This is a genomic window from Hymenobacter glacieicola, from assembly GCF_014640315.1.
Lineage (GTDB): Bacteria > Bacteroidota > Bacteroidia > Cytophagales > Hymenobacteraceae > Hymenobacter > Hymenobacter glacieicola.
Window position 1 is genome coordinate 206,303 of the sequence record NZ_BMGS01000005.1, and the last position, 13,050, is coordinate 219,352.

Genomic DNA, 13,050 nt, shown 5'->3' on the forward strand with positions numbered 1-13,050 from the left:
GCATCCTAAGTGAATAAGCCGCCCGGCCAACTGTAGCAGCAAGGCTAGCACAGTTGGCCGGGCGGCTCAGTGAGAAGGAACCGCTACTTACCGCTCCAGCAGCATGGCGCCGTAGGAGTAGCCCCCACCAAACACTGTCACGACTACTTTGTGGCCGGGCTGCAGCTGGGCCCAGGTATCAGCCAGGGCAATGGCCGCTCCGGCGCAACCTGTGTTACCTAGTTCTTCGATGTTGGAAACGGCCCGGTCTTCCGACAAGCCCAGCTGCTGCAGCACGTTTTTGGTGATGCGCAGGTTGGCCTGGTGCGGAATAAGGTAGGTAATGTCGCTGACCGACAAGTTGCTGCGCTCCATTATCTGCTGGGTAACGCGCGTCATGTAGGTGCAGGCGTGCAGGAACACGTCTTTGCCGTGGGGCATCACAATGCCTTTTTCCACGGGCTTCAGGGTTACGGCATGGTCGGCCTTGCCCACGTTGCCGGCCCCGCCGGTTAGTACGCTACGCACGTGCAGGTCAGCGGGGGCCAGGCGCTCCTTGGTGAGCAGCAGGGCCGCCGCGCCGTCGCCCCAGAGGTGGCCCGCTACGGTATCCTGCTCGTTGTTGTAGGCCGTGTTATGCTCGCTTACCACCACCAGGGCCCGGCTTGCTTTGCCCAGGGCAAAGTAGCCTTCCACAATTTCCACGGCGTTCAGCAAGGAAGAGCAGGCCGAGGAAATGCTGACCACCGGAATATCCGAGACGTTCAGCTCCCGCTGCACGGCATGGGCCACTGTATAAATCGTGTCGTGGGGCGTGTAGGTGCCGGCCACAATCAAGTCAACTGCCCCCGACGGGAAGGCCGTGGTTTGGGTGAGCACCCGGCGGGTAGCCTCTAGGGCCATGGTGTTGGTGTTTTCCCCCGCGGCGGCCTTGCGGCGGGCCCTAATGCCGGTACGCTCCGTAATCCACTCGTGTGAAAGGCCGTTTAGCCGCGTAAAATGGTCGTTTGTAATGACTTCGGCGGGCAGGTAAGCCGCCACCTGATGAATGTACACGGGTAGGAAAGCAGGGGTGAGGCAAAGCAGGAATAAGGCGGCAAGGTACACGCTTGTGCAGCAAGTTGCCGTCTTTTCCGGCTGCGGCCCGTACTTTGTGCACGCCTTGCTCGTTCAACGCGCACCAGCCGCTCAGGTTCAGTAGGCTCTCTTATAAGATTATGATGTTCCTTTCTTCTCCTTACCCGGGGCGGGCAACGACGGCCGCTTTCGTGGTGGCGGGCACCTTGCTGGCCTCTTCTGCCTTTGCTCAAAAGTACCGCACTGCCGCCGGCCTGCGCTTTAGCAAGAACAACTACGGTCTGACCGTACAGCAAAAAATCCTGGAGAAAACAACCCTGGAGGGCCTAGCCCTGGTCGGCTCGCGCGAGGTAAGCGCTACTCTGTTAGCCGAGCAGCACTTCGGCATTCTGGGGCCCAGCCTGAACTACTACTTCGGGGCGGGCGGCCACCTGGGCAACAACAAGGACACGGGCGGCTTCGGGGGCCTCGATGCCCTGGCGGGAATCGAGTACAAGGTGGCTTTCACCCCGTTCGTACTCAGCCTCGATTTCAAACCCACCATAGAGTTCAACTCCGACGATTGGGCGCGCTTTCCCACGGCTTTATCCGTGCGCTACATTCTGGTCAAGGAAAAGAACAACGGTCTGTTTAATGGCCTGTTCGGCGGCGACAAGGACAAGAAAAAAGTAAAGACCAAACAAAAAAGCAATTCCCGGCGCGGGCTATTCGACCTCTAGCTTTCAGCCTGCACGCTAACCAAACCAAAACCCTACCCCACCTGCTGGCCCCATGGCTCAAGCTAGTGGGGTAGGGTTTTGGTTTGGTTAGATGCTGAATCTAGCGTCAACAGACCTGCGCTTTTATACTACGCACGATACCAGGTGCCGTGAGCAGCATCCTTTCCAAGGCCTCTAGCCGGTGACTTAGCAAAACGTGTCAAGGCTGGCCCCCTCGCGAAGTGGCTCTACCGCTTCGCTAGGTAAGTGCTAGGAGTGGCTGGTGGAAGGTCAGGGCGACATGTTCCCGCGTTGTTGCGCCCTGTTCATTCAGATAAAGGCTAAAAAAATCAGGTATTAATCGGGGTAAAAAATTTTGTTCTATAAAAAGATAAAAAGTTGATATTCTGAGGCAACGGGGCTGTTTAGTTTTTCGATGTCAATACAGCATCCTTGGAATAATGTAAACAGTCTTGTCTAATTAATACAATATAAAATCAAAATGTTGCAATAAATTATTTTATATCTACTTTTAGTAGTAGAAAAATACTGGCTTAGTTATACTAAATCATAACAAGATGAAATACTTCTCCTCTTCCTGCAGGCACTATTGGTTAGCGGTGCTGTTGTTTGGTTTGTGGTGGCTGCCTGCTAGTGATGCGCAGGCCCAATCTGGCAGTTGTTCCGGCTCTGACCCCGCTGGGCGGCCAGCAACTACCGGTTTGTACGCGGAGTACTTTAGCCGGTACTTTGCCGATGACACAGGGTTTTTCTCCGATAATGCCAATCCGGCCGGTTTGAGCCGGGTAGAGGCCCAAGTGAATTTCCCGACTGCAGCCAGTTTCGGCGACCTGCGACCTATTTCGGATGGCACGGCCCAGGATCCGGACCGCTACAGCCTGCGGCTGCGGGGTAGCATTGACCTGCCTACGGCCGGTAGCTACACCTTCTACCTTACCTCCGACGATGCGGCCTACCTCTGGCTCGACAACGAGGCAACCGTTATTCCGCCTAATCCGGATGCGGCCCTGATTGCTATTCGGGGCAGCCGCCCGGCCCTGACGCGCACCGCTACCATAACGCTGCCGGCGGGCCGCCACAACGTGCAGATTCTCTACGGCGACGACTGCTGCGAAAACGTGCTGGTGTGGGAATACGAAGGCCCCGGCATCGCGCGCCAGGTAGTGCCTTCCTCAGTGCTTTGCACGGGCCTGGTGCCGGTGCCTCCCGTGCCTCAGAGCATTAGCTATAGTCCGGCAGCCCGGGCCTTTCCGGCGGGTACTACCCTGAGTTCCGGAGCCCCCGTGGTACAGGCGGGAGGCGCGGCCCCAACGGGTTTTGCCATTGCCAACGCGGCCTCACTACCCGCGGGCATCAGCATCAATAGCGCTACCGGTGTGCTGACGGCTAGCAGCAGCGTGCCCCAGGGTAGCTACGATGTGGCCGTGGCCGTTACCAATGCCAACGGCACCAGCACCTTCCGCAACGTATTCCGCTTTACCGTTACGGCACCCCTGCCCACGGGCTGTGGTGGCACTGACCCCGGCGGGCAGACCGCCGCAGCCGGCCTGTACTCCGAGTATTTCAGCGGCTTCTTTGATGATGATCCAGCTTTCTTTACGGGTCATACCCCCGGCCTGGTGCGCACCGACGCGCAAATAAACTTCCCCCTGGAAGACAGCTTCGGTAACCTGCTGCCCGTGGCCACCGGCTCCCAAACGGCTCCCGACAACTTCAGCCTGCGCCAGCGGGGTAGCCTTTACCTGGCCGCAACCGGCACCTATACCTTTTACCTAACCGCCGATGACGCCGCCTACCTCTGGCTCGACAACGCGGCCCTGGCCTCGCCGCTGGTGCTGGCAAACGCCACCATCAACAACGGCGGAATTCACTCCGCTAAAACCGTAGCCGTTACCTTGAAGCTCAGCGCGGGCCTGCACAACCTTGCCCTGCTCTACGGCGACAAAGGCGTGGGCAACACCTTGCAGCTGGAATACGAAAGCGCCGACCTGGGCCTGGCCCGGATGGTAGTGCCCAGCAACTTGTTCTGCACGTCGGTGCAGCCTCTGCTACCCCTGGCGGTAGCGCTTACCTATTCGCCCGCGACGTTGCGCGTGGCTACTGGCCGCAGCGGCACCTCCGTAGCGCCTACGGCCACCAGTGCCTCGGCCGTGGTGGAGTATCTGATAAGCAACGCGGCCGATTTGCCGGCCGGAATTACTATTAATGCAGCTACGGGCCAGCTTTCAGTTAGTGCGGGGGTAGCCGAAGGCAGCTACGCCGTGAGCGTGGCCGCCCGCAACTCCGGCGGAACGGCCGTGTTTGCCCAGGTACTTACCGTACAGGTAGTGGCTGCCGCCCCGGTAGGCTGCGCCGGCATAGATGCTAACAGCGCCGTGGCTACTTCCGGCCTGTTTGTGGAATATTTCCCGGGCTACTTCAATGATGATCTGACCTTCTTCTCTTCCACGGCTGCCACGCGCACCAACCGCACGCAGGCCATTGATTTCAGCAGCGCCGCGAGCTGGAGCGAAATTACGGGGCAGCAGGACCCTGATGGGTTCAGTGCCCGGTTCCGGGGGCGGATTTTGGTGCCCACCACCGGTACCTACACCCTGCATCTGACCTCCGATGATGCCGCCTACCTCTGGCTGGATAACGCGGCCCTGGCTTCGTCGCCCACCACGGGCACGGCCCTTATTAGCAATAGCGGCATCCACGAGGCCATTACCAAATCGGGGGTAGTAAATCTCACGGCCGGCCTACATGACATTCTGATTCTGTACGGCGAGGCCGTGGGGCCCAACGTGCTGCGCCTGGAGTACGAAAGTGCCGATGCCAACGTGCCGCGCCAACTCGTGTCGGCGGGCAGCCTCTGCACCACGCTCTCCAACGCGCCGCTGCCCGTTACCTTGCTTCGCTTCGGGGTACAGCCCAACAAAATGGGGGTAGTAGCCAGCTGGGAAACGGCGCAGGAACTCAACAGCGCCACGTTTGTAGTGGAGCGCTCGGCCAACGGCCAGGTATTCGAGTCGATTGGCCGGGTGGCCGCGGCGGGCACTACCCAGCAGCGCCAAGTCTATAGCTTCACTGACCGCGCCCCGTTTGCCGGGCAGAACTATTACCGCCTGCGCCAGCTGGACAAGGACGGCACGGCCCACCTCTCGGGGGTAGTAAGCACGCAGTGGAACGCGGCGGCAAGCGGCCTGCAGCTCACTCTGTTCCCTAACCCCACGGCCACCGGTACCTGCACCGTGCGCCTGGAGCAAGCCACGGCCGCCGCTACCCAGCTGCAAGTCCTGGACCTGACCGGCCGTACGGTGTACAGCCACCAGCTGCCCGCTACCAGCGCCACGGAGCATACTTTCTCTACCCGTCAGCTGCGCGCCGGAGTGTATGTGGTGCGCGTAACCTCGGCCCAGGGCACCGTGACCCAGCGGATACAAGTCCAGTAAGTTTTTGCCAGGGCAGGTAACTTGCCTGCTTATAACGCACAAGGTCCCGGCTGCTGCAGCCGGGACCTTGTGCGTTGTAGGTAGTACCGAAGGCTATTCCCGATGAACCCGGCCGCTGCCCACCACGGAGCTTTTCACTTGGGGGTTGCCGGTCACGTACACGTCGCCGGAGCCTACAATGCTGGCCGACAGCGTCTGGCTGGCCTGCACCCGGCAGTCGCCGGAGCCGCTGATGCTTACGCTGCAGGTTTTGCTTTGCAGCTTGCCCGCTTTCACGCCCCCGGAGCCACTCACGCTAATATCATGGTCAGGAGCAACGCCGGCCGCCTCAATGGTGCCGGAACCTGACAGCGAGGAGCTGATTTTGCTGGCCGTTACGTTGCTGAGCTGCATGCCGCCCGAGCCACTCACGGCCAGGTCCAGGTTATCGGCTTTGATGGGGTCAGCGGCCTGGATGTTGCCCGAACCACTTACAGCCAGCCCCCTGATGGTCGGCATGGTCACGTAGACCGTCACGTTGCCTTTGTAACTGTAGGAGCTGAAGTAGCCCTCCTTCTTGGTGCCAATGCGTAGCCGCCCGTTGCTCACCACAGTTTCCAGGTGCGCCAGGTCCTCCGCGTCGCCGGTTACTTCCACCTTTTGGGGGCTACCCTGGCGCAGGATTACCTTCATCGAGCCCCCCAGCCCGACGGAAGTAAAAGCGCCCACGGGGCGCGTTTCGCGGGTATCGGCCCAGCGGAAAGCCGAAAACAGCAGCAGGGCTACCAGCAGGCCAGGCAATAGAGTACGGAGGCTTTTCATAACAAGGTAGGGTTGAAGTTGGACGTCTAGGAAATAGATGTTACTGGCTGCTAAACCGTTGCCTGCAGGGTAAAAGAATTGTGCCTGAGCTATATAGACCTGAACCCGAACCGCTAGACAGCTTCCTGAAAAATGAGAGACTGGCTGCAGCCAGACGCAGAAACGCCTTCCTGCACAAAGCACAAGAAGGCGTTTTCTTCACAAGGCAGTTACGGGCCGCCTACCAGATTTTCACCCGCGCCGAATCGGGCAGGTAAAGCTTGTCGCCGGGCTTCACGTTGAAGGCCTCGTAAAACTCGGGCACATCGGCGAAGGGGCCGTTGATGCGGAACTGGGCCGGCGAGTGCACATCGGTAAGGATGGATTGGGCCAGGCGCTCGTCGCGCTGGTGGGTTTGCCAACCCAAGGCGTAGCCCAGGAAGTAGCGCTGCACGGGTGTGAGGCCGTTAATCTTCTCGCCTTTTTTGTACTGCTCTGTCTTCTTGAAAGCATCCAGGGCAATGACGATGCCGCCCAAATCGGCAATGTTTTCACCGGCCGTGGCCTTGCCATTGATGTGCAGGGAGTCGAGCACGGTGTAACCGTTGAACTGGCGCACGATGCCATTGACGCGCTGCTGGAACAGCTGCCGGTCTTTTTTGGTCCACCAGTTGCGCAGGTTGCCTTTGTCATCAAACTGGCTGCCTTCGTCATCGAAGCCGTGGGTGAGCTCGTGGCCGATGGTGCTGGCCCCGGCATAGCCGTAAATGATGGCATCGTCGGCGTTGGCGTCAATCAGGCCGGGAATGGCAAAGATGGCGGCCGGCAGCACAATTTCGTTGTTGCTGGGGTTGTAGTAGGCGTTGTAGGTCTGCGGGGTCATGCCCCACTCGGTGCGGTCTACGGGCTTGCCCAGCTTATTAATGTTGTAGCGGTAGGCCCACTGGTTGGCCCGCATCACGTTCTGGGCGTAGGAGCTGCGGTCAATCTGCAGGCTGGAGTAGTCCTTCCACTTCTCGGGGTAGCCCACTTTGCGGGTGATTTTGGTGAGCTTCACCAGGGCCTTTTGCTTGGTGGAGTCGCTCATCCAGTCCAGGGCGTTGATATGCTCCCGGAAGGACGCCACCACGTTGGCCGTCAGCTCCTCGTAGCGCTTCTTGGTAGCGGGCGGGAAGTACTCCTGCACGAACAGCTGACCCAGGGCCTCACCAATGGCATTTTCTTCGGCATCGAGCACGCGCTTCCAGCGGGCCCGCTGCTCCTTGGCGCCCTGCAGCACGGTACCGTAGAAGCGGAAGTTTTCATTGTCGAAGTCCTGGCTCAGGGTAGGGGCGAAGGCGTGCACCAACTGCCACTGCAGGTAGGCTTTCCAGTCGTCGAGCGGGGCCGACTGGAGCAGGCGGCCGGCTTCGCGGTAGAACTCCGGCTGACCCACGATGACGGTGTCGGCCTTGCCTAGCTCCATTTGGGCTAGCCAGGGCTTCCAGCTCAGGCCGGGCGTGAGCTTATCCAGGCCCGAAACGGCCATTTTGTTGTAGTTGGCGTAGGGGTCGCGCAGGGCTTCGAGTTTGCGCGAAGCCCCGGCCAACTTGGTTTCCAGCTCCACTACCCGCTTGGCACTGACCTGGGCAGTAGCCGCATCCTGGCCCAGCAGGCTAAACATCTTGACCAAGTGGTTCGTGTACTCCTGGCGGATGTTCTTGGTGCGGGCGTCCTTGTTGAAGTAATAGTCGCGGTTGGGCAGGCCCAGGCCCGACTGCCACAGCTGCAAGGCCATTTTCTCGCTGTTCTTAGCATCCTGGCCCACGTAGCCACCCACAATGGTGTTCACGCCCAGGGGCTGCAAGTGGGCCATAACGGCCTGCACATCGGCCACCGACTTTATGGCCTGGATGCGGTCCAGCTCGCCTTTCAGCGGCGCAATGCCTTGCTTGTTGATGGTCACGCTGTCCATGCCCGTGGCCCAAAAGTCGCCGATTTTCTGCTGTACCGAGCCGGGCGCGGCCTTGGTTTTGGCGGCTTCCTCGTTGAGCTTGCGCAGGCGGGCGTACACCTCGTTCTGCACTTCCTTGCCAATGCCCCAGTTGCTTTCCGACGCCGGAATGGGGTGCTGCTTAAACCAGGTGCCGTTGGCGTAATTGTAAAAGTCGTCGCCGGGCCGCACGGTCGTGTCAATGTTGGCCCGGATTAGGTCGGGCTGGTTGCCGGCGGAGTTACTGCCGGGCTGGCAGGCGGTTACCGCCAGCCCCAGCAAGGGGGCGGCCAGCAGCCAGGGACGCAGGGAAAGGGAGAGGTTCATAAAGAGCAGAAATGAACGATATGGTAGGCGAATGTAGCGCGAACCCGGCGGTTCACGTAGGCGTGAAAGACTGCCGTTCGTCTTTTGCGTTGCCTGCCCATGAATCTGCCCCAACTCCTGCTGCTGAATTTTCTGCTGGCCACCTACCTCACGGGCGTCATCTGGACGGTACAGCTGGCGCACTACCCCTGTTTCGCGCAGGCTAACCAGGAAACCTTTCCGGCTTTTCACCAGCAGCATTCCCGCCGCATCAGCTGGGTGGTTATGGCCCCTATGGTGCTGGAACTGCTGCTGGCCCTGGCCCTGGCCTGGCAGGGCCACGACTTGGGGGCGGCCCGGTGGTGGCAGCTAGTCTTGGTGGTGCTGGCTTGGGTAGCCACCTTCTTTATCAGCGTGCCATTCCATAATCGCCTGGCTCAGGGCTACGACTACGTGGCCATTGATGGGCTGGTGCGCACCAACTGGCCCCGCACCCTGGCCTGGACCGTTCGGGCGGGCGTACTCGGCTGGCTGCTCTGGAAAATGCTGCATTTTGCGGCCGATAAAGTCGGGTAAGCCGTATGCAGCTTCCTGTGTCTGCCCGCTTTTCTTTATTCTCGATAGGTTATCATGCTTCCTCCCGCCGACGCTTTCCTGCCCGAACTGCAGTTTCAAACCAGCCGCAGCAGTGGCCCAGGTGGCCAGAACGTAAACAAAGTAGAATCACGGGTGGAGCTGCGCTTCCGCCTGGCAGATTCTGAGCTGCTCACTGAGGAGCAAAAGCAAACCCTCCTGCAGAAGCTGGCCTCCAAACTCACTACTGAAGGCGAACTACTCATTGCCGCCCAGGAAGACCGCAGCCAGCTGCGCAACAAGGAAATTGCCCTCCGCAAGTTTTACGAAACCCTACAAAAGGCCCTGCACAAGCCCAAAGCGCGCAAAGCCACCAAGCCTAGCAAAGGTGCCGTACGCCAGCGCCTGGAATCCAAGAAAAAGCACGGCGACAAGAAAGCCAACCGCGGCCGGGTTGATTTTTAAGGATATACTTAGGTAGTAATTCTACCCAGTAAGGCTTATGTATAAAGTAGTAAGAATACTAGTGTATAAAGTGGCCTGGATGCTAGGCCTGCTGGTGCTGGCTCTGATACCACTGTGTTTTATATTTCCTTCTCTGGGCTACTTGGTAGCCCTCGTGCTCTTTTATGGTGGATTATTTCTGGCGCGTGGGGTAGCAGTGGTTGCGCTAGCCGCCGTGTTTTTACTCTTGCCCCTGATTGTGCGTTGGGCGCTGGTGAAGCTGGCTGATCTGCGGCCCGGGCCCTACCGAACTGCCCTGGACTGGTGGGTGACCGGGGCATACGGATTGATGATAGTGGAAATGACCGGCCTGGGTCTGGCAGTACGGCCACGCGCAAATCAAGTGGTAGATGCCCTGGTAGAAAATGGTTTGGTATGCTGCTTTTGGTGGCTGCCATCTATGCTCGGAGCCCTGCTATTCGCCCGCGTTGGCTTTCGGCGGTGGTACCAGCACAACCGCCAGGGGTAACCACTCCTCAGTTCAAATCCAGCCCGAACAGCACCCCAAACCAGGGCTTGCGCTGGTAAATCCAGTAGCGGCCGTCGGGGCCCAGCAGCTGGTCGGCCCCAATGGCCAGGCCCAGGTTAAAGATGCGGGCGTCGTAGATGGCGGCGGCCCCGGCGTGCACCACAAAGCCTTCGTACTCGGCTACCTGGCTGCGCTGGCCCGTCACATCGGGGTTGATGAAGGTAGAGCCCAGGCCCGTGAACAGGCCGTAGCCCAGCCCCACCGTCCGGATTTGCGGCTCCTGCCGGCCCGCCAGCAACGCCCGGCTGTTCACGTGGTAAAAATCGAGCCGGCGGCCAAAGTACAGGGCCGCGTTGAAGTTGGTGTTGAGCTGCACCGGCACCGGGCCCTGGGGCGGCCGGGCCTTGAAGGGAATCGTGAAAACGTCGAGGTCGAACTTACGGTCGAGCAGGATGACGTGGTGGCCCCGGCGCAGGCCGTAGCTAAAGCGGCGCGGCGCCCCATCGGCAGTCGGCTGCGAGACAAACGTCAGCGAATCATGGGCCTGCTCCACGTAAAAGGCGCGCTCCGGGCCGGCGGCCGCGGTCAGGGCGGGGTCGTTGGTGCGAAACAGCTGGTAGTCGCCGGGCTCCAGGTCGGGAAGGCGCCCCACGGCCGCGCACCCGGTCAGCAGCCCGGTTCCAGCAAGAGCACAGAAGGCAGAAAGGCGCATAGGAACAGCTTAAAGCCGCGCTTACAGCAGCGTGCCACTCAGTACGAACGTAGCCACGGAAAAGTAAATAATCAGGCCCGTCACGTCCACCAGCGTCGCCACGAACGGGGCCGAGGCCGTGGCCGGGTCCAGGCCCAGGCGCTTGAGCAGCATGGGCAGCATGGCCCCCGAAAGCGCCCCCCATAGCACAATGCCCAGCAGGGAGAAACCCACCGTCACGGCAATCAGCTGCCAGTACGGCCCGAAGTAGCCGGGGTCGATGGTGGTAGCCCACAGCACAATGCGCAACGACCCCACTACCCCCAGAATACCGCCCAGCAGCAGACCCGATATAATTTCGCGCCGCAGCACCAGCCACCAGTCGGAGAGGGTAAACTCGCCCAGGCTCATGGCTCGGATAATCAGCGAGGTAGCCTGGGAACCGGCATTGCCGCCCGCCGAAATAATCAGGGGAATGAACAAGCCCAGCACGGCCGCTTTCTGCAAGTCGTCCTCGAAGTGGTGCATGGCCGAAGTGGTCAGCATTTCGCCGATGAGCAGAATCACGAGCCAGCCCGCCCGCTTTTTCACCATGCTCCAGATGGAGGTAGCCAGGTAGGGCTCATCCAGGGCCTCCGAGCCGCCCAGCTTCTGGATGTCCTCGGTGTCCTCTTCCTCCCGGATATCCAGAATGTCGTCGATGGTCACAATGCCGAACAGCACGCCCTCATCGTTGACGACGGGCAAGGCTACTCGGTCGTTTTTACGGAATACTTCAATGGCTTCTTCCTGGTCCTGCATCGTGTTAAGCTTCACGAAGCGGTGGTCCATCAGCTCGCTCACGCGCCGCTCGGGCGGGGAAAGCAGAAACTCCCGAATGCGGATGTCATCAATGAGCACGCCCCGCTCGTCAGTCACGTACATCACGCTCAGCGTCTCCGACTGCCCGCCGTGGCGGCGGATGTAGTCCAGCACCTGCTGCACCGTCCAGCTTTCCCGAATAGCAATGTAGTCGGGCGTCATCAGGCGGCCCACCGAGTACTCGGGGTAGCCCAGCAGCTCCAGCGTTACGCGCCGCTCCGGCTCCGAGAGGGTCTGAATCAGCTCCCGCACCAGCTCGTCGGGCAGGAACTCCAGCAGGGCCGTCCGGTCGTCGGGCGACATTTCGTTAAGAATGTCGGCTATTTTATCCTGGGAGAGGTTGGCCAGAAAGTGCTTCTGAATATCCAGGTCGAGGTATTCAAACACCTCAGTGGCCAAGCTCAGCGGTAGCAGGCGGAAAATAATGAGCTGCTCCCGTTCTTCTTCCTGTTCAAGCAGCTCTACTACCTCATGCGGCTCAAACCGCTTGAGTACTTCCTTGAGTTTGAAAAACTCGCCCTCCTGAATCAGGGACGTGATGTGGTCGGTAGTCGGGTGCTGATTCATGAACTGCAAGAGGGGTGTTTTTCGCTAGGCAGGAGGGAATTGGTGAACAAGGCCGAACCGGCGCGCAAAAGTAGCCTTTTCCGGGCCCGCTTGGTAGCCGGGTAGGGATATTTCTGCGGGCGGTTGCAGCCGTGTACGCAGCGCATCCGGCGGGGGCTATGCCGCCTACCCAGCCCCGGAAAAGCGGCACCCGCCAAGCCCGACCGTAACCTTGCCCGGCGTTAGGCAGTTCCTTGCTGCGGGTTTCCGTCTACTTTTTAGCCTACTTCTCCCTGCTTTCCTATGGCTCACCTCTCCGCTGCTCCGCCTCTCGGTACGCTCGTTGCCCTCGGCGGCGGCGACGACGATGCCATGCTGGCCCTGCTCCGCGACCTGCTGCCGGAGGTGGGCTCCCCGGTTGAAATTATTACGGCGGCCTCCCGCGACGATACCCGCTCGGGGCGGGCCTACGAGCGGGCCCTGCGCGAACTAGGCTGCACCGGTGCCCGTCACCTGCGCATCAGTGAGCAGCACCCCGCCGATGCCCCCGACACGCTACGCCGGTTGCGCCGGGCCGGCCTTGTTTTCTTCACCGGCGGCGACCAGGAACGTATTACGGATTTCTTGCAGGAAACGGAGTTCTTGGGCGTGTTGCGCGAGCGGTACCAGCAGGAAGCCACCTTTATTATTGCCGGTACCAGTGCTGGCGCGGCCGTTATGCCCGAGTATATGGTGGTGCAGGGCTACGGCTGGCGCGCCCTGCGCAAGGGCGGTACGCAAACCAGTGCCGGCCTGGGCCTGATAGCCCACCTCATCATTGACCAGCACTTTGTCGAACGGGGCCGTTTTGGCCGCCTGGCCCATGCGCTGCTCACGCATCCTACCTGCCTGGGCGTCGGCTTGGCTGAGGAAACCGGCGTTATCATCCGGGGCGGACGCTACGCGGAGGTTTTCGGAGATGGGGTAGTGACCGTGGTCGACGGCCGCGACCTACAGGGTAGCAACCTGAGCCAAGTGAGGCGCGGTGAGCCCGTAAGCGGACAAAACCTCCGGGTGCATCTGCTGGTAGCGGGTCAACACCTGGATTTGGCCTCGCGCGAAGTAGTAGCTGGCTAAGACGTAAGTAACTACTTACTGCC

At 60.3% G+C, this 13,050-nt stretch carries 11 protein-coding genes; 6 read left to right on the forward strand and 5 right to left on the reverse strand.

Annotation, left to right across the window (positions count from 1 at the left end; genetic code table 11):
* Nucleotides 1–87: 87 nt before the first annotated feature.
* Nucleotides 88–1,035, reverse strand: coding sequence for a 3-oxoacyl-ACP synthase III family protein (locus IEW18_RS10880; RefSeq protein WP_188557875.1), 948 nt, complete (start codon nucleotides 1,033–1,035; stop codon nucleotides 88–90).
* A 161-nt stretch (nucleotides 1,036–1,196) separates the two neighbouring features.
* Between IEW18_RS10880 and IEW18_RS10885 the strand changes: the two genes are divergently transcribed.
* A complete protein-coding gene (locus IEW18_RS10885) occupies nucleotides 1,197–1,775 on the forward strand; it encodes a hypothetical protein (RefSeq protein WP_188557876.1) in 579 nt (192 codons plus the stop codon).
* A 557-nt stretch (nucleotides 1,776–2,332) separates the two neighbouring features.
* On the forward strand, nucleotides 2,333–5,209 hold the full coding sequence (locus IEW18_RS10890) for a PA14 domain-containing protein (RefSeq protein WP_188557877.1): 2,877 nt from the start codon (nucleotides 2,333–2,335) through the stop codon (nucleotides 5,207–5,209).
* Nucleotides 5,210–5,302: 93 nt separating this feature from the next.
* Here the strand turns inward: IEW18_RS10890 and IEW18_RS10895 are convergent, their stop codons facing one another.
* The gene (locus tag IEW18_RS10895) at nucleotides 5,303–6,010 is read right to left on the reverse strand and encodes a head GIN domain-containing protein (RefSeq protein ID WP_188557878.1); all 708 of its coding nucleotides are present in this window, start codon (nucleotides 6,008–6,010) and stop codon (nucleotides 5,303–5,305) included.
* 220 nt (nucleotides 6,011–6,230) lie between these two features.
* A complete protein-coding gene (locus tag IEW18_RS10900; RefSeq protein WP_188557879.1) occupies nucleotides 6,231–8,288 on the reverse strand; it encodes a M13 family metallopeptidase in 2,058 nt (685 codons plus the stop codon).
* Nucleotides 8,289–8,387: 99 nt separating this feature from the next.
* Here IEW18_RS10900 and IEW18_RS10905 point away from each other — a divergent pair, with 99 nt between their 5' ends.
* The 3 genes from IEW18_RS10905 to IEW18_RS10915 are packed head-to-tail and all read left to right on the forward strand — an operon-like array spanning nucleotide 8,388 to nucleotide 9,813.
* The gene (locus IEW18_RS10905) at nucleotides 8,388–8,843 is read left to right on the forward strand and encodes a hypothetical protein (RefSeq protein WP_188557880.1); all 456 of its coding nucleotides are present in this window, start codon (nucleotides 8,388–8,390) and stop codon (nucleotides 8,841–8,843) included.
* 54 nt (nucleotides 8,844–8,897) lie between these two features.
* Nucleotides 8,898–9,305 carry an alternative ribosome rescue aminoacyl-tRNA hydrolase ArfB gene (arfB, locus tag IEW18_RS10910; protein WP_188557881.1) on the forward strand — a complete coding sequence of 136 codons (408 nt, stop codon included), beginning with the start codon at nucleotides 8,898–8,900 and terminating at the stop codon, nucleotides 9,303–9,305.
* A 37-nt stretch (nucleotides 9,306–9,342) separates the two neighbouring features.
* Entirely contained in the window at nucleotides 9,343–9,813 is a 471-nt protein-coding gene (locus tag IEW18_RS10915; RefSeq protein ID WP_188557882.1) for a hypothetical protein, read from the forward strand.
* A 7-nt stretch (nucleotides 9,814–9,820) separates the two neighbouring features.
* Here IEW18_RS10915 and IEW18_RS10920 read toward each other — a convergent pair whose 3' ends face one another.
* Together IEW18_RS10920 and mgtE are read right to left on the reverse strand one after the other, a co-directional pair.
* Nucleotides 9,821–10,525, reverse strand: coding sequence for a hypothetical protein (locus IEW18_RS10920; RefSeq protein ID WP_188557883.1), 705 nt, complete (start codon nucleotides 10,523–10,525; stop codon nucleotides 9,821–9,823).
* Nucleotides 10,526–10,546: 21 nt separating this feature from the next.
* Entirely contained in the window at nucleotides 10,547–11,932 is a 1,386-nt protein-coding gene (mgtE, locus tag IEW18_RS10925) for a magnesium transporter (RefSeq protein WP_188557884.1), read from the reverse strand.
* 282 nt (nucleotides 11,933–12,214) lie between these two features.
* Between mgtE and IEW18_RS10930 the strand changes: the two genes are divergently transcribed.
* Nucleotides 12,215–13,027: a cyanophycinase gene (locus IEW18_RS10930; protein ID WP_188557885.1), complete on the forward strand. Its 813-nt coding sequence runs from the start codon at nucleotides 12,215–12,217 to the stop codon at nucleotides 13,025–13,027.
* Nucleotides 13,028–13,050: the final 23 nt, after the last annotated feature.

Coding starts and splice junctions, on each gene's coding strand:
- IEW18_RS10885 (WP_188557876.1), top strand. CDS start 1,197: ATGATGTTCCTTTCTTCTCCTTACCCGGGGCGGGCAACGACGGCCGCT.
- IEW18_RS10890 (WP_188557877.1), top strand. CDS start 2,333: ATGAAATACTTCTCCTCTTCCTGCAGGCACTATTGGTTAGCGGTGCTG.
- IEW18_RS10895 (WP_188557878.1), bottom strand. CDS start 6,010: ATGAAAAGCCTCCGTACTCTATTGCCTGGCCTGCTGGTAGCCCTGCTG.
- IEW18_RS10900 (WP_188557879.1), bottom strand. CDS start 8,288: ATGAACCTCTCCCTTTCCCTGCGTCCCTGGCTGCTGGCCGCCCCCTTG.
- IEW18_RS10905 (WP_188557880.1), top strand. CDS start 8,388: ATGAATCTGCCCCAACTCCTGCTGCTGAATTTTCTGCTGGCCACCTAC.
- arfB (WP_188557881.1), top strand. CDS start 8,898: ATGCTTCCTCCCGCCGACGCTTTCCTGCCCGAACTGCAGTTTCAAACC.
- IEW18_RS10915 (WP_188557882.1), top strand. CDS start 9,343: ATGTATAAAGTAGTAAGAATACTAGTGTATAAAGTGGCCTGGATGCTA.
- IEW18_RS10920 (WP_188557883.1), bottom strand. CDS start 10,525: ATGCGCCTTTCTGCCTTCTGTGCTCTTGCTGGAACCGGGCTGCTGACC.
- mgtE (WP_188557884.1), bottom strand. CDS start 11,932: ATGAATCAGCACCCGACTACCGACCACATCACGTCCCTGATTCAGGAG.
- IEW18_RS10930 (WP_188557885.1), top strand. CDS start 12,215: ATGGCTCACCTCTCCGCTGCTCCGCCTCTCGGTACGCTCGTTGCCCTC.